Origin of the sequence: Comamonas testosteroni, from assembly GCF_030505195.1 — a bacterium.
GTDB lineage: Bacteria > Pseudomonadota > Gammaproteobacteria > Burkholderiales > Burkholderiaceae_C > Comamonas > Comamonas testosteroni_G.
Map to the genome: position 1 here is coordinate 1,877,760 of NZ_CP129672.1, position 15,734 is coordinate 1,893,493.

At 65.5% G+C, this 15,734-nt stretch carries 17 protein-coding genes; 16 read left to right on the forward strand and 1 reads right to left on the reverse strand.

All coding sequences use genetic code 11. The features are described from left to right. The first annotated feature begins 212 nt into the window (after positions 1 to 212). From ilvA to QYQ99_RS08675, 3 genes are all read left to right on the forward strand, one after another. On the forward strand, positions 213 to 1,766 hold the full coding sequence (gene ilvA, locus QYQ99_RS08665; RefSeq protein WP_302092278.1) for a threonine ammonia-lyase, biosynthetic: 1,554 nt from the start codon (positions 213 to 215) through the stop codon (positions 1,764 to 1,766). 106 nt (positions 1,767 to 1,872) lie between these two features. Then, on the forward strand, positions 1,873 to 2,706 hold the full coding sequence (locus tag QYQ99_RS08670; RefSeq protein WP_302092279.1) for an adenosylcobinamide-GDP ribazoletransferase: 834 nt from the start codon (positions 1,873 to 1,875) through the stop codon (positions 2,704 to 2,706). Continuing rightward, positions 2,703 to 3,266, forward strand: a complete 564-nt coding sequence (locus QYQ99_RS08675; protein WP_302092280.1) for a histidine phosphatase family protein — start codon at positions 2,703 to 2,705, stop codon at positions 3,264 to 3,266. Before QYQ99_RS08670 ends, QYQ99_RS08675 begins: the two co-directional genes overlap by 4 nt. Here QYQ99_RS08675 and QYQ99_RS08680 read toward each other — a convergent pair. After that, positions 3,259 to 3,729: a general secretion pathway protein C gene (locus QYQ99_RS08680; protein WP_302092281.1), complete on the reverse strand. Its 471-nt coding sequence runs from the start codon at positions 3,727 to 3,729 to the stop codon at positions 3,259 to 3,261. The genes QYQ99_RS08675 and QYQ99_RS08680 overlap by 8 nt on opposite strands. A gap of 70 nt (positions 3,730 to 3,799) precedes the next feature. Here QYQ99_RS08680 and gspG point away from each other — a divergent pair, with 70 nt between their 5' ends. The 13 genes from gspG to QYQ99_RS08745 all read left to right on the forward strand — a co-directional run bounded on the left by gspG (position 3,800) and on the right by QYQ99_RS08745 (position 15,673). Then, positions 3,800 to 4,228, forward strand: a complete 429-nt coding sequence (gspG, locus tag QYQ99_RS08685) for a type II secretion system major pseudopilin GspG (protein WP_302092282.1) — start codon at positions 3,800 to 3,802, stop codon at positions 4,226 to 4,228. Positions 4,229 to 4,396: 168 nt separating this feature from the next. Beyond that, positions 4,397 to 4,837, forward strand: coding sequence for a prepilin-type N-terminal cleavage/methylation domain-containing protein (locus tag QYQ99_RS08690; RefSeq protein WP_302092283.1), 441 nt, complete (start codon positions 4,397 to 4,399; stop codon positions 4,835 to 4,837). Beyond that, positions 4,834 to 5,199 (forward strand): type II secretion system minor pseudopilin GspI, encoded by a 366-nt coding sequence (gspI, locus tag QYQ99_RS08695; protein ID WP_034357356.1) that lies wholly within the window; start codon positions 4,834 to 4,836, stop codon positions 5,197 to 5,199. Before QYQ99_RS08690 ends, gspI begins: the two co-directional genes overlap by 4 nt. Positions 5,200 to 5,202: 3 nt before the next feature. Beyond that, complete coding sequence (locus QYQ99_RS08700; protein WP_302092284.1) at positions 5,203 to 5,895, forward strand: PulJ/GspJ family protein; 693 nt, start codon at positions 5,203 to 5,205, stop codon at positions 5,893 to 5,895. Further along, positions 5,892 to 6,962 carry a type II secretion system minor pseudopilin GspK gene (gene gspK, locus QYQ99_RS08705; RefSeq protein ID WP_302092285.1) on the forward strand — a complete coding sequence of 357 codons (1,071 nt, stop codon included), beginning with the start codon at positions 5,892 to 5,894 and terminating at the stop codon, positions 6,960 to 6,962. Before QYQ99_RS08700 ends, gspK begins: the two co-directional genes overlap by 4 nt. 45 nt (positions 6,963 to 7,007) lie before the next feature. Beyond that, positions 7,008 to 8,234 carry a type II secretion system protein GspL gene (gspL, locus tag QYQ99_RS08710; protein ID WP_302092286.1) on the forward strand — a complete coding sequence of 409 codons (1,227 nt, stop codon included), beginning with the start codon at positions 7,008 to 7,010 and terminating at the stop codon, positions 8,232 to 8,234. Further along, positions 8,231 to 8,773: a type II secretion system protein GspM gene (gene gspM, locus QYQ99_RS08715; RefSeq protein ID WP_302092287.1), complete on the forward strand. Its 543-nt coding sequence runs from the start codon at positions 8,231 to 8,233 to the stop codon at positions 8,771 to 8,773. The genes gspL and gspM overlap by 4 nt, the downstream gene beginning before the upstream one ends. 9 nt (positions 8,774 to 8,782) lie before the next feature. Further along, positions 8,783 to 9,613, forward strand: a complete 831-nt coding sequence (gene gspN, locus QYQ99_RS08720; RefSeq protein ID WP_302092288.1) for a type II secretion system protein N — start codon at positions 8,783 to 8,785, stop codon at positions 9,611 to 9,613. A 3-nt stretch (positions 9,614 to 9,616) separates the two neighbouring features. Beyond that, positions 9,617 to 11,995 (forward strand): type II secretion system secretin GspD, encoded by a 2,379-nt coding sequence (gspD, locus tag QYQ99_RS08725; RefSeq protein WP_302092289.1) that lies wholly within the window; start codon positions 9,617 to 9,619, stop codon positions 11,993 to 11,995. Positions 11,996 to 12,008: 13 nt separating this feature from the next. Further along, positions 12,009 to 13,370, forward strand: coding sequence for a GspE/PulE family protein (locus tag QYQ99_RS08730; protein ID WP_302092290.1), 1,362 nt, complete (start codon positions 12,009 to 12,011; stop codon positions 13,368 to 13,370). Positions 13,371 to 13,520: 150 nt separating this feature from the next. Beyond that, positions 13,521 to 13,805, forward strand: a complete 285-nt coding sequence (locus tag QYQ99_RS08735) for a hypothetical protein (protein WP_302092291.1) — start codon at positions 13,521 to 13,523, stop codon at positions 13,803 to 13,805. A 46-nt stretch (positions 13,806 to 13,851) separates the two neighbouring features. Next, complete coding sequence (locus tag QYQ99_RS08740; RefSeq protein WP_302092292.1) at positions 13,852 to 14,856, forward strand: LLM class flavin-dependent oxidoreductase; 1,005 nt, start codon at positions 13,852 to 13,854, stop codon at positions 14,854 to 14,856. Positions 14,857 to 14,983: 127 nt separating this feature from the next. Next, on the forward strand, positions 14,984 to 15,673 hold the full coding sequence (locus QYQ99_RS08745) for a helix-turn-helix transcriptional regulator (RefSeq protein WP_302092293.1): 690 nt from the start codon (positions 14,984 to 14,986) through the stop codon (positions 15,671 to 15,673). Positions 15,674 to 15,734 lie beyond the last annotated feature (61 nt).

A 15,734-nucleotide genomic window follows, 5' to 3' on the forward strand; every position in this document is an offset into this window, starting at 1 on the left:
TGTCTCCTCCACCTCCTCTAATGGTGGATTCAGCCCCTAGCTCTTGAGCTAGGGGCTTTTTTTCGTGCCTGCTCATCGTGCTTCTCAGAGCAGCAGCATGCACCTCTTGAGCGAGTACTGCAGCGCAGCAAGCAAGCGCCTATCATGGTCGGCTTCCATGCACCCGGCAGGCTGATTGCCCTGGCTCTGGTGCTCTGCTTTCGATTTGCACCATGACTCAAGCCCTGACCCCTGCCGATTATCTGACTCGCATCCTCAATGCACGCGTCTATGACGTGGCCGTGGAGTCGGATCTGGACATTGCCAAGAACCTCAGCCGTCGCCTGCACAACAAAGTGCTTCTGAAGCGTGAGGATCAGCAGCCCGTGTTCAGCTTCAAATTGCGCGGCGCCTATAACAAGATGGCCAATCTGACGGCCGAGCAACTGCAAAAGGGCGTGATCTGCGCCAGCGCGGGCAACCACGCCCAGGGCACGGCCATGAGCGCCAAGAAGCTGGGCTGCCGCGCCGTGATCGTGATGCCCACCACCACGCCCCAGGTGAAGATCGATGCCGTGATCGCTCTGGGCGGCGAGGCGGTACTGGCCGGAGAGAGTTACTCGGACGCCTACAAGCACGCCGTCAAGCTGCAAAAGTCCGAGGGCCTGACCTTTGTCCACCCCTTTGACGACCCCGATGTGATTGCCGGCCAGGGCACCATCGCCATGGAGCTGCTGCGCCAGCTGCAAAAACTGGGCAGCCAGCGTCTGGATGCCATCTTCGTGCCCATCGGCGGCGGCGGCCTGATTGCCGGCATTGCCAACTACATCAAGGCCGTGCGCCCTGAGGTGAAGGTGATCGGCGTGCATACCAAGGACTCGAACGCCATGATGCAGTCCGTGCAGGCGGGCGAGCGTGTGGAGCTGGCCGATGTGGGCCTGTTCGCCGACGGCACGGCCGTGAAGCTGGTGGGGGCGGAAACCTTCCGTGTCACCCAGGGCCTGGTGGACGACTATGTGACCGTGGACACCGATGCCGTCTGCGCCGCCATCAAGGACATCTTTACCGACACCCGCTCCATCGTCGAGCCATCGGGAGCCCTGGGCGTTGCGGCCATCAAGCAGTACGTGGCCAGGCACAAGACCAAGGGCGAGACCTATGCCGCCATACTGAGCGGCGCCAATATGAACTTCGACCGGCTGCGCTTTGTGGCCGAGCGCGCCGAGGTCGGCGAGGAGCGCGAAGCCCTGTTCGCCGTCACCATCCCCGAGGAACGCGGCAGCTTCAAGCATTTTTGCGAGGTGGTGGGCAAGCTGCCCGGCGGCCCGCGCAGCGTGACCGAGTTCAACTACCGCATCAGCCACGACAGCAAGGCCCATGTGTTTGTGGGCCTGACCACGCCGACCAAGGGCGAGAGCGAGAAGATCTGCAAGAACTTCCAGAAGAACGGCTTCGAGGCGCTGGATCTGACCTTTGACGAGATGGCCAAGGAGCATCTGCGCCATATGGTGGGCGGCCACTCGCCGCTGGCCCAGGAAGAGCGCCTGCTGCGCTTTGTCTTCCCCGAGCGTCCCGGCGCGCTGTTCAAGTTCCTGAGCCTGATGGCGCCGACCTGGAATATCTCGCTGTTCCACTACCGCAACCAGGGCGCCGACTACGGCCGCATTCTGGTGGGCATGCAGGTGCCGGCCAAGGACCACAAGAAGTTCGACAGCTTCCTCAAGAACCTCGGCTATCCCTGGGTGGAAGAAACCGGTAATCCTGCCTACCAACTGTTCTTGAAGTAATAAAAATAGGAGCTATAACTGCTCTTCCTGTATTGATTTCAGATAGAAAAGACCCTGAAATCAAGGAGCACAAAGCGCAACCAGCTCCTTTTTTATTCACAACACCATGCAAGCCCTGCGCCACTATCTGCTGGCCGTCCAGTTCTTCAGCCGCATCCCCGTGGCCGGGCGTCTGGCGGCCTGGGTGGGTTGGAGCCCGGAGATGCAGCGCGCCAGCGCCGCGCATCTGCCTGGCGTGGGCTGGCTGGTGGGTCTATGGGCAGCGCTGCTGCTGGCAGCCCTGCTCTGGCTGCTGCCGGCAAGCCCCTGGTCGCCGCTGGCGGCCGCGCTCATCAGCACCGCCGGCACCCTGTGGCTGACCGGCGGTTTTCATGAGGACGGCCTGGCCGATGTCGCCGACGGGCTGGGCGGCCTGGTGCCAGCCGAGCGTGCGCTGGAGATCATGAAGGACTCGCGCATCGGCGCCTATGGCGTGATGGCGCTGCTCTTGGCCCTGCTCACCAAGGTCGTGCTGATCGCCCTGCTGCTGTCCGTCATGCAGCCGTTGTGGGGGCCGGCTCCGTTGCTCATCCTCGTGTGCTGCATTCATGTGCTGTCACGCTTTGCGCCGCTGGTGCTGATGCGCAGCATGCCTCATGTCGGTCTGGCCGCGAGTAGCAAGACCCTGCATATCGCGGGCCGGCAATTGGGCTGGCAAGGCCTGCTGACCGGCGGCCTCTGGTGCCTGCCGGCACTGGGCCTGCTGGGCTGGCTCGGCGTCTGGAGCTTTGTGCCCAGCCTGCTGTCGGCCATGCTGGTCACCACCTGGCTGCTGCGGCGCTGGCTGCTGCAGCGTCTGGGCGGCATGACGGGCGACTGCCTGGGCGCCTGCCAGCAGCTCAATGAACTGGCGCTGCTGCTGGTCAGCTGCATCTATCTGCGCCAGCTACTCCAGACATGAAAACGCTATGGCTGGTGCGCCACGCACGTCCCTTGATCGATACCGAGCGCTGTTACGGCCGCCTCGATATCGCCGCCGATGCAGAAGCCACCCGGCAAGCCGCACAGGACTTGCGGCACTCTTTGCAGCCCCTGCATGGCCAGCTGCAGATCCGGCATTCGCCGCTGCAACGCTGCAGGCAGCTGGCACTTTACCTTCAGACGCTGGAGCCGGATTTCGTCTCCATCCCAGACGGCCGCTTGCAGGAGATGGATTTCGGCCATTGGGAAGGCCTGCGCTGGAATGACATCGGCGAAGCTGCCATCGGTGCCTGGGCGCACGATCTGGCGCTGCACGCGCCCGGCGACGGCGAATCCCTGGCACAGATGCTGCAGCGCGTGAACGAGGCGCTGCAGGACGCGCTCAGCAGCAACAGCGAGCATATGGTGTGGATCTGCCACGCAGGCGTGGCGCGCTGCGCGCAGTGGCTGCTGCAGCATGGCCACCGGCTGCCGCAAAGCCATGAGTGGACCTTGCCGGCGCCCGCCTACGGACAGTGGCTGCGACTCGAACTCAGTTGAATGCCGCGATGGGCGGCCTGGGCAATTGCAGCACCGTGCTGGTAGGCCCGTTGGCAGGGCCCAGTCGCGCTTCGCGCGCCGCCAGAGATTGCAAAATCACGCCCTCCTCCACGGCCTCGCCCACACGCACGGCCTTGCTGCCCTTGCCTTCCACGGCAATCACGGCGGCGCCGCCACCTGTTTCGCGCCCTGCCAGCACCCCCAGCAGCGCATAGCGACTGGCCACTGGCGCGGCCACGGCGGCGACAGGCGCTGCGACCGCCCCCAAAGCCTTGGCCATGGCCTGGGCATTGGCCTGTACCGGCTGCGCAGGTACGACCGAGGGCAACTGCTCGCTGGCGCTGCCGACGAAGCGCAGTGTCCAGAACACCACCACCGCAGCGGCCATCGCCCACAGCAGCAGGGTCGTGAGTTTGACCGGCATGGAAAGGCCCTGACCGGTATTGAAAGATTGCAGTCGCATTCGACGATTATGATGGTGCAATACTGCATTTTTCCTACAGTTTCCAATGAGCACCCACTGCCGTCATCCGATGTCTGCTATTCGCCACGCCGCATCACGCGGCTTTACCCTGATCGAATTGATGGTGGTGCTGGTCATCATTGGCGTGCTGGCAGCGCTTATCGTGCCCAATGTGCTGGACCGCGCCGACGATGCGCGCGTGACCGCAGCCAAGACCGATATCGCCAATATCAACCAGGCGCTCAAGCTCTACCGCCTCGACAACCAGCGCTATCCAACGGCCGAACAGGGCCTGCAGGCGCTGGTAGCCAAACCAACCACCGGCCCCGCTCCACAGAACTGGAAGCCCTACCTGGAAAAGCTGCCCAATGACCCCTGGGGCAATCCTTATCAATACCTGAACCCAGGCGTGAAGGGCCCCATCGACATCATGTCCTTTGGCGCTGACGGCAAGGCCGGCGGCGAAGGCAAGGATGCGGATATTGGTTCCTGGCAATAGCAATGAACCCCCACGAGAGCATCGACCCCACGCTCCCTCACTGCGTGTGGTCGCTGCCCCCAAGGGGCCCTGACCGGCTAAAGCCGAGTTTCGCCTTGGGGCTGCCCGGCGGCGAAAAGTCCTCCGTCTAACCCGCTTCACATCAGCAATTCGGCCGCTCACTCCTTCATGGCTCACCTCAAACACGCCGGATTTACCTTGCTGGAGTTGCTGGTGGTGATTTCCATCATGGCGCTGGCAACGGCCGGCGTGAGCCTGGCCATCCGCGACAGCGGCGAGCAGCAGCTCGAGCGCGAAGCCCAGCGCCTGGCCACGCTGCTGGAATCGGCACGCGCCCAGGCCCGCACCAACGGCGCCCTGGTGATCTGGCGTCCCATGCCGCAAGGCTTTCGCTTCGAAGGCCTGCCACCCAACGTCAAAATGCCCACGCAATGGCTGCAGACTCCAGTGCTGGTGCAGCCCAATACGCCCGTGGTGCTGGGGCCGGAGCCGCTGATTCCAAGGCAGAGCATTACGCTGTCGCTGCCCGGCAGCAACTCGGCACCGCTGCGGCTGGCCACCGACGGGCTGCGTCCGTTCAGCATTCAAAGCCAGCAGGTGACGCCATGAAGCCCGCCCTGCTGCAGCGCGGCTTCACGCTGATCGAGGTACTGGTCGCGGTAGGTATCGTCGGCGTCACCCTGCTGGCTGGACTTCAGGCCAGCAGCGCCCTGACGCGCAATGCCCAGCGCCAGTCCGACGTCATTCTGGCCCAGCTCTGCGCACAGAACGAGCTGGTGCGACTGCGCCTGTTCAATCAGATGCCTGCCGTCGGCGACACCACCATCCAGTGCCAGCAGGCCGGCAGACAGATGCAGGTACAGCTCAGCGTGCGCCCCACGCCCAACCCCAGCTTCAGACGCGTGGATGCCCAGGTGTTTTCCGAAGCGGCTGCGGTGCTGCGCGTCTCCACCATCGTCGGCCGCTACTGAATCATGAGCAGCATGCGCAACAGAAACAATGGCTTCACGCTGATCGAGCTGCTGGTGGCCCTGGCCGCCATGGCCTTGCTGGCCATCATGAGCTGGCGCGGCATCGACGGCATGCTGCGCGCGCAGGAGGTGACGCGCGAGCAGGGCGAGCAGCACGCCATCATGCAGACCGTTCTGGCTCAGTGGAATGCCGACCTCAACGCGCTGATGCCGCTGCAGGGCCGTCAGGTGCTGGACTGGGACGGTCAGGTGCTGCGCCTGACGCGCAAGACCAGTGCCGCCGTCGACAGCGGAGCGCTCATCGTGGCCTGGAGCCGTCGCAATGTGGACGGCCGCTCCCAATGGGTGCGCTGGCAATCGCTGCCCGCACGCACGGTCAGCGAATGGAACGATGCCTGGAACCAGGCGGCCCAATGGGGCCGCAATCCCTCCAGCGATCAGATGCGCCGCGAAACCGTGCTGATACCTCTGGACCTCTGGCGTGTCTACTACTACCGCAGCAACGCCTGGACCAACCCGCAGTCCAGCGATCAGGGCGACGATGACGGCAGCAGCGTCGGCAGCGATGGCAATCCCGTGCTGCCCAACGTGCCCGACGGCATCCGCATCGAACTGACGCTGCCCCCGGGCCGCGCGCTCAACGGCGTGATGACGGTGGACTGGGTCAACCCGCTGCGCTCGAACTCTAGATCATGAAATCCCCCCTGCGTCGCTTCGCGCCTTCCCCCCAGGGGGACAACCCCATCGCTGCGGGGCGGCCCTTGCTCGGGGTTTCGGGCTTGGGGCGCGCCAGTTTCAGACGCGCGCGCCAGCGCGGCGCGGCGCTGCTGGCGGCCATGCTGACGGTGGTGCTGGTTGCCACCCTGGCCTCGGCCGCTCTCTGGCAGCAATGGCGCGATGTGGAAATCGAGACCGCCGAACGCAATAGAGTCCAGGCCAACTGGTTGCTGCTGGGCGCGCTGGACTGGTCGCGCGTGGTGCTGCAGGAGGACTCGCGCGCCAACCGCAGCAACCCCGTCGACCATCTGGGCGAGCCCTGGGCGGTGCCGCTGAAGGAGGCTCGCCTGTCCACATTCCTGGCCGCCAAGAACAATGTCAGCCAGGTCGATGACGGCCTTGCCGACATGCAGGACGCTTTTCTCTCGGGCGAGATCGTGGATCTGCAGTCGCGCCTGAATCTGCGCAATCTGCTCAGCGGGGCCGATTCGAGCGTGAAGGAGGAAGACCTCAGGCCTTTTCAGCGTCTGTTCGAGCGCCTGGGCCTGCCCGGCAGCTCCGTCATGCAGATCGCCACGGCCTTGCAGCAAGCCATGCGCGGCAAGAGCCAGACTGCGGCGCTGATGCCCCGCACCGTCGGGCAACTGGGCTGGCTGGGCGTCGATCCTCGTCTCATCGCGCGCATCGAACCCTATGTCTCGCTGCTGCCCGAGCGCACCACGGTCAATCTCAACACGGCCAGCGCCGAGGTCATCTGGGCCAGCACCGATGATCTGGACTGGGCTCGCGCCAACCAGCTGGTGCAGTTGCGCGATGCCTCGCCTTTCAAGTCCCTGAATGCAGCGGCTGCGGCCATAGGTCTGAGCGGCGTCTTCAACAGTGCCAAGCACTCCGTGACCACCAGCTATTTCGAAGCCCGCGGTCGCCTGCGTCTCGGGGACAACGTCTTGAGCCTGCGCTCATTGATTCAGCGCAGGAACATGAACGTGACTACCCTGTGGCAGGAGCATGCCGACTGGGGTATGCCCGCAGTTGCCAGACCCTGACACCCTGATGTCACATTGCCCCCATAGAATGCGGCATCTTCCCTCATGAGCACATTGCTAATACAGCTGTCGGCGAAGCCCGCCAACTCCGCCACGGAATACTTCTACGTCCTCAGCGACGATGGCCAAAGCATTCAGCGCAGCGGCCAGGCTGCGGCGTCGCTGCTGCCGGCAACAAGCCGCACGACCCAGGTCTCAGCCGTCATCCCTGCAGCTCAGCTGTCCTGGCATGCCGTCACCCTGCCTTTGGGACTGAATGTGCAAAGCCGGCGCCAGCAGCGTCTGCGCGCCGTGCTCGATGGTTTGCTGGAAGAAAAGCTGCTCGATGAGCCGCCCAGCATGCATCTGGCGCTGGACGCAGGCTCGGCAGCAGGCCAGACCTGCTGGGTAGCGGCCTGCGACAAGAGCTGGCTGCAATCCCATCTGCAGGCACTGGAGCAGCATGGTCATGCCGCCAGCCGCCTGCTGCCCGAGCAATGGCCCAACAGCGCGGCCCAGCTGCTTTTGTCGGGCGACAGCACCCAACCCCAGCTCAGCGCCACCGGACTGGATGCACAGGCATGCCTCGTCGTCCTGCCCCTAAATGCGGATGCCAGCCTGCTGCCGCCACTGCTGGCTCGCCTGCCCGAGGATCTGCCGGTACTGGCCGAACCCCATCTGGCACGCAGCGCGGAAGCGCTGCAGCGCCCGGTCACCATCTTCACGGCTGCCCAGCGACTGCTGCAAAGCCATGGCTACGCAGGCGACCTGGCCCAGTTCGATCTGGATCTGGGCGGCAGCACCCGCGCCAAGCGCCGCCTGCTCGATGCCTGGCATGGTTTTGCCAAGGCCCCGCAATGGCGTGCTGCGCGCTGGGCGGCAGGCATTGCCATCGTTGCCCAGCTGGCCGGACTCAACGCCTGGGCCTTCAGGGAAAACCGTGCCATCGAACTGCGCCAGCAGCAGGCCAAGCAGGTACTTCAGAGCACCTTCCCACACGTGCCCGTCATCATCGATGCTCCGGTACAGATGCAACGCGAACTGGACCTGCTGCGCAGCAACTCCGGCGCCCTGTCCGCCAACGACCTTGAGGCCCTGCTGGCCGCCAGCGCCGGCATTCAGGGCGTGCAAGATGCCAAGAGCCTGCAATACCAGGACAAGCAGCTGCGCATCTCGGGCCTGGACCTGAGCCCCGAAGCACTGGGCGACGCACAGCAAAGTCTGCAGGCCAACGGCTATGTGCTGCAACGCGAAGGAACAGAACTGGTGCTGAGTGCAAAGGCTAGGCCATGAAGCAGAAAAACGCCTTGAAAACCGCACTGGCTCCGCTGGCCCAGCGCTGGAGCGCCCTGGCCCCGCGCGAGCAGAATCTGTTGCTGCTCGCCGCCAGCGTCGTGCTGCTGGCCCTGCTCTGGTGGCTGGCGCTGGCGCCGGCCCTGCACAGCCTGCGCACGGCCCCGGCGCGCCATGCGGCCGCGGAGCTTGAGCTGCAGAACATGCTGCAGATGCAGGCCCAGGCCGAGTTGCTGCGTCAGCAGCCGCAGGGCAATAGCGCCGATGCACGCACGCAGCTGGAGCAGTCGCTCAAGACCGAACTCGGCAGCAGCGCCCAGCTGCAGTGGCTGGGCAACCGCGCCCAGATCAGCCTGACCCAGACCGCCGCACCGGCACTGGCCCGCTGGCTGGCTCAGGTGCGCGACAACAGCCACGCTTCGGTGGCCGAGATGAAGCTCAACCGCATCCTTGGCGAAGCCGCCGATGGCGCGGCCATCACCCGCTGGAGCGGCAATCTGCTGCTCGAGCTGCCCGGCAACGCGGGCGCACCGAACTGAGCCCAGGCCATGAACCTGTCCCGGTCACGCCCCGCCAGCCCAGCCCTGCGCAGACCGCGCGAGGCGGGCGATCCGCGTTCGCCGCGCCGCTGGGCCGTGGGCGGCGCCTTGCTGGGCGCTGTGCTGGCGGTGCTGGCCCAGGCCCCTGCGGCCTGGCTCGCGGCCGGCGTGCAATCGGTCAGCGCCAACCAGGTACTGCTGCAGGAGCCGCGCGGCACGCTCTGGCGTGGCTCGGCCCGACTGGTGCTCACGGGCGGCAAGGACAGCCAGGACCAGAGCAGCTTGCCCACGCGTCTGAACTGGACACTGCGCCCCAGCCTGAGTGGCGCCAGCATCAGTCTGCAAAGCGATTGCTGCACCAGCACCCCGATGCTGGCGCAGTTGCAGCCGGGCTGGAACGCCATGACGGTACGCTTCAAGGACAGCGTGCTGCAACTGCCCGCCGACATGCTGGCCGGCCTTGGCACGCCCTGGAACACCGTGGCCCTGCAGGGCCAGTTGCGCCTGTCCACGGTCGCTCTGACACTGCAATATCGCGCCGGCCGGGCCACCAGCCAGGGCCTGACGCGGCTGGAAGCATTGGCCGTATCGTCAAGACTGTCGTCGCTCAAGCCTCTGGGCAGCTACCGCCTCGACATACAGGGCGGAGACAATCCCCAGCTGAATCTGACCACGCTGGGCGGCGACCTGCAGCTCAGCGGCCAGGGCCAATGGGTGGGCTCGCGCCTGCACTTCAGGGGCGAAGCCTCTGCCAGCCCCGAGCGCGAAGCCGCTCTGTCGAACTTGCTCAATATCTTGGGGCGCCGCCAGGGTGCGCGCTCCATCATCACCTTTGGTTGACCCATGACTCAGCATTCACGCACCGCCTGGCAAAACACACTGCATTCGATAGCTGTTGCCTCGCTTGCCGTCTGCATTTCAGCACCCATTCATGCTCAAACCCAGAGTGGACAAGCGAATGCCACTCCTAGTTTGCGACCCGGCGAGCCGGTCACGCTGAACTTCACCAATGCCGATATCGAGGCGGTGTCGCGCGCCATGGCCGCCATCACCAACCGCAACGTGGTGGTGGATCCGCGCGTCAAGGGCCAGATCACGCTGCTGACCGACAAGGCCGTCTCACCGGCCACGGCCTACCAGCAATATCTGGCGGCGCTGCGCATGCAGGGCTTCACGGTGACGGAGTCGGCAGGCCTGTTCAAGGTGATTCCAGAAGCCGATGCCAAGCTGCAGTCCAGCGAGGTCTCCGTCGGACAGGGCGGACGCGCCAGCCAGGGCGGCGGACAGATCGTCACGCAGATCTTCAAGCTCAACTACGAGAACGCCAACAATCTGGTGCCCGTGCTGCGGCCGCTGATCAGCCCCAACAACACCATCAACGTCAACCCCGGCAACAACTCGCTGATCATCACCGACTACGCCGACAATCTGCAGCGCATCTCGCGCATCATCGCCAGCACCGATGTCTCCAACGCCACCGATGTGGAAGTCATCTCGCTGCGCCATGCCGTGGCCGCCGATATGGTGGCCCTGGTCAATCGCCTGATGGAAGGTGGCTCGGCCACCGCCGGCGGCGCGATCCAGGCGGGAGCGGGTGCCGCCACAGGCCAGGCCGATACCAGCTTCCGCACCTCCATACTGGCCGAGCCGCGCAGCAACTCGGTGCTGATCCGCGCCGCCAACCCCGCCAAGCTGTCGCTGATCCGCTCGCTGATCGCACGTCTGGACCAGCCGGCCATGACGGGCAATGGCGACGACGGCAATATCCATGTGGTGTATCTCAAGAACGCCGACGCGGTGTCCCTGGCCGCCACGCTGCGTGCTGCCATCAACGCCCAGACCAGCGCCAGCACCGCCCTGGGCGGCCAGCCTGGCATGACGGCGGCGGCCGGCTCGACCATCAATGCAGCAAGCTCCCAGCCCATGATCTCGCGCGGCACGGACGGCAGCGCAACCGTCGGCCTGGGCGGCGGCAACAGCGGCCCCAGCTCGCGCTTCGGCACCGCACAGCAACCATCCACGGGCGGCATGATCCAGGCCGACCCCACGACCAACTCGCTGATCATCACCGCCCCCGGCCCGCTGTACCGTCAATTGCGCACCGTCATCGACAAGCTCGACGGCCGCCGCGCCCAGGTGCTGATCGAAGCGCTGATTGTCGAAGTCTCCGCCGACAAGGCGGCCCAGCTGGGCGTGCAGTGGAGCTCGGTGATCCGCAACAACGGCCGCGTGCTGGGCGTGCTTGGCAACGGCACCTCCATCAGCGGCATCTCCAACATCTTCGGCCTGTCGGGTGCGGTGGGCAGTCTGGTCAACGGCACGCCCCTGACCGACAGCCAGGCCTCGGCCATCGGCGGCATGAAGGGCATGAACCTGGGCTTCACCCAGAGCGTCAACGGCAACACCAGCCTGGGTGCCCTGGTCAACCTGATGCAGGGCGACGGCGACACCAACATCCTCTCCACACCCAATCTGATGACGCTGGACAACGAGGAGGCCAGCATCATGGTGGGCGAGAACGTCCCCTTCCCCACGGGCTCCTATACCAACACTGCGGGCACCTCGGGCTCGGTCAATCCCTTCACCACCTATGAGCGCAAGGACGTGGGTACGCTGCTCAAGATTCGCCCGCAGATCAACGAGAACGGCACCATCAAGATGGCCGTCTACCAGGAGAACTCGGCAGTCAAGCAGGGAACGGCCAATGCCCAGTCCGGCGCCACCACCACCAAGCGCTCCATCGAGTCGAATGTGCTGGTCGAGGACGGCGCCATCGTGGTGCTGGGCGGCCTGATTGCCGACGAATACAGCCAGAGCCAGGAGCGCGTGCCGCTGCTGGGCGACATTCCCCTGCTGGGCAACCTGTTCCGCAACACCAGCCGCGCGCGCAAGAAAACCAATCTGATGGTGTTTCTGCGCCCCACCGTGCTGCGCGACGCCAACTCCACCAGTCAGCTTTCGCAGGACCGCTATGAGTCCATTCGCGGCATGCAGCAAACCGTGCAGCCCGACCCCAATCTGCTGATGCGCAACGTCAATGCAGCGCCCTTGCTGCCCGCATCCAGCGGCGCTACGCAGGCAAGCGCGCCCAATGTGGTCATCGTGCCTGGAGCCAAGCCCGAGATCGTGGACTTCACGCGCCCCGGCCAGCCCACGGTGAACGGCCAGCCCGTGACCGTGACGCCTGCAACGCCCGCCACCCTGCCTGCGGGCACCCTGTAAGCGAAGGCCACGCATGCGCTATCCACTGCCCTATGGCTTTGCCCGCAGCAGCCAGCTGCTGATCGAGGATGACGGCCAGGAGCCCGTGCTCTGGCATGGTCCGCAGCCCGACTGGTCGGCCATCTCCGAAGTGCAGCGCAAGCATGCAGTGCAACGCTGGCAGTTGCTGGACAGCGGCGCGCTGGCCCACCGCATCAGCGCGGCCTATGCGCAAAGCGACTCCAGCGCGGCCATGGTGGTCAGCGAGGTCGAGTCTGATGCCGATCTGACGCGCATGATGCAGGAGCTGCCAGCCGTGGAGGACTTGCTGGAAACCGCCGACGACGCCCCCATCATCCGCATGCTCAACGCCCTGCTCACGCAGGCGGCGCGCGACGGTGCCTCGGACATCCACATCGAGCCCTACGAGCGCCATTCCAGCGTGCGCTTTCGCGTGGACGGCGATCTGCGTGAGGTGGTACAGCCCAATCGCGCCCTGCATGCTGCCCTGATCAGCCGCCTGAAGATCATGGCCGACCTGGACATTGCTGAGAAACGCCTGCCGCAGGACGGCCGCATCAGCCTGCGCCTGGGCACGCGAGCCATTGACGTGCGCGTCTCCACCCTGCCCAGCGCCCACGGCGAGCGCGCCGTGCTGCGTCTGCTGGACAAGAGCGAGAGCAAGCTCAGCCTGGAAGCCGTGGGCATGGGCGGCGAGACGCTCAGACGCTTCACCCATCTGACGGCGCAGCCGCACGGCATCGTGCTGGTCACCGGCCCCACGGGCTCGGGCAAGACCACCACGCTCTATGCCGCGCTGCAGCGCATGGACTCCAGTCACAGCAACATCATGACGGTGGAAGACCCCATCGAATATGAGCTGGCCGGCGTGGGCCAGACCCAGGTCAACGCCAAGATCGAGCTGACCTTTGCCAAGGCCTTGCGCGCTTTGCTGCGCCAGGACCCGGACGTGATCATGATCGGCGAAATCCGCGACTTCGAAACCGCGCAGATCGCCATCCAGGCTTCGCTCACCGGCCACCTGGTGCTGGCCACGCTGCACACCAACGACGCACCCAGCGCCGTCACCCGTCTGATCGACATGGGGGTCGAGCCGTTTTTGCTGTCCTCCTCGCTGCTGGGTGTGCTGGCACAGCGCCTGGTGCGCAAGGTCGACCCAAGCGAGCCCAGCGGCTACCGGGGCCGCACCGGCATCTTCGAGCTGCTGGCGGTGGACGATGCCATTCGCGCCCAGATCCATCGCGGCGCCAGCGAGGCAGAGATTCGCGAGACCGCCATGGCCGCCGGCATGCAGCTCATGCGCGAGGATGGCGAACGCCTGGTGCGCGAAGGCGTCACCACGCAAGCCGAAGTCATGCGCGTCACGCGGGACTGAGCGCCCCCGCGACTCACTTGCGCCAGCGCAGTGACGCAGCAAGGCAGGGCCGCGAGCAGCAACCGCACGCAATCGGCCCGCCGCCTGGCGGGCCCTTCACGCATGGCCTCGGTCAGCACCGGTCATTGAGCCTTTGCCAGAATCATCGGCATGCTTGAAAACCTTCGCACTTCCGTCCAGCCCTATGGCGGCGATCTGTTTCTGCTGCTGATCGCCCTGGCCATTGTCAGCCTTGCCGTGCTGTTCAACCTCAAAGGCCGTTTCCCCGTGGATCAGCTACGCCGCGTGATCCGCATGGCGGCGCTGGTGGCCTTGCTGGGCTCGGTATTCGCCATGCAGGCCGGCAGCACCTATTACGCCATGGCCGCCGTGTTGCTGGCCTGGGGCGTGCTGGTCGGCATTATTCTTGGACGTGAGCTCGGCCGCAAGCGCTGATTCAAAAAAGCGCTGAGAGCCATCAAAACCATATGGATCAATCGCCATGAAATCCCTGAACAACGTCAAGCTGTCCATGCTGGACCTGGTCGCCGTGCGCGAAGGCGCAACGGTGGCCGATGCACTGCAGATTGCCGTGCGCACCGCGCAGCAGGCCGAGAAGCTGGGCTTCACCCGCTACTGGCTGGCCGAGCACCACAATATGCCGGGCATTGCGAGTTCGGCCACGGCCGTGCTGATCGGCCACATCGCAGGTGCCACGCAGAAGATTCGTGTGGGCTCGGGCGGCATCATGCTGCCCAACCATGCACCGCTGGTGGTGGCCGAGGCCTTCGGCACGCTGGCCGAGCTCTACCCGGGCCGCATCGACCTGGGCCTGGGCCGCGCGCCGGGCACCGACGCAGCGACCATGCGCGCCCTGCGCCGCGACCGCGTGGAGACCGAGGAGGACTTCCCGCGCGACGTACAGGAGCTGCAGCGTCTGCTGGGCGATCACCAGGATGGAGCCCGCATCATCGCCATGCCGGGCACGGGCACGCATGTCCCGATCTGGCTGCTGGGCTCCAGTCTGTTCTCGGCCCAGCTGGCCGCACACATGGGCCTGCCCTATGCCTTTGCCTCGCACTTTGCGCCGCGCATGCTGCACCAGGCCCTGGCCCTGTACCGCCAGATGTTCAAGCCCAGCGCCACACTGGCCAAGCCTTACGCGATTGTCGGCGTGCCCGTGATTGCAGCCCCCAGCGATGAAGAGGCCCGCTTTCTGGCCAGCAGCACCTATCAGCGCGTGCTCGGCATCCTGACCGGCAACCGCACCCGGCTCATGCCGCCCATAGCGGACTTCTGGGAGCAGCTCGATGGGCGCGCCCAGGCGGCGATTGCCGATTTTCTGGCCGTGGGCGTCATCGGCGGCCCCGATACCGTGCGCCAGGGCCTGCAAAAGCTGGCCGATGAGACCCAGGCCGATGAATTCATGATCGTCAGCGATGTCTATGACGCCGAGCTGCGCCTGCGCAGCCTGGAGATCACGGCTGGCGCAATGAACTGCGCCTGATTGCTCCCCAGGCAGCTCCCTCCTCTCTCGCTGTGCGGCAGGAGGAAGCTCAGGGATAGCGGCGTCCCGGCGTCCCGGCGTGGGAGCATGCCAAACTCCTGCGTCGTTCACCTCTCGGATTTCGCCCATGAGCCGTTCCGCCCGTCTGCTGCAATTGCTGGATACGCTGCGCCGCGCCCGTCTGCCGCAGACCGGGCCCGAGCTGGCCCAGGCGCTGGGCATCAGCCTGCGCACGCTGTACCGCGACATTGCCACCTTGCGCACTCAGGGCGCCGACATTCTGGGCGACCCCGGCATAGGCTTCGAGATGCGGCCCGGCTTTTTGCTGCCGCCCCTGATGTTCAACGCCGACGAGCTGGAGGCGCTGCTGTTGGGCGCGCGCTGGGCCAGCCTGCAGGCCGATCCGCAATTGGCCCAGGCCGCCACCGCCGCCATGGACCGCATACGCTCGGCACTGCCGCTGGAGCTGCGCATCGCCGTCGACACCAGCGGTCTGCTGGTTCCCAATATGCAGACAGACCCGCCGGCCGAGCCCTGGCAGGCCGCGCTGCGCCGCGCCATCCGCGCCGAACACAAGGTCGTGCTGCACTACCGAGACCAGCATGGCGTGCCAAGCCAGCGCCGGGTCTGGCCGTTTGCCATGGCCTACTTCGAGCGCTCCCGCGTGGTATCGGCCTGGTGCGAGCTGCGCCAGGCCTTTCGTCACTTTCGCGCCGACCGTGTGGATGCCCTGGAGGATCTGGGCGAACGCTATCCACAAAGGCGCCAGGCGCTGATACAGCGCTGGCTGGACGAAACCGGCTACACGCTGGATTGAACGGTGCTGCTGACAGAAACTGTCAGCCCCCGCTCCTACATTGGCTGCATGGCGTTTTTGC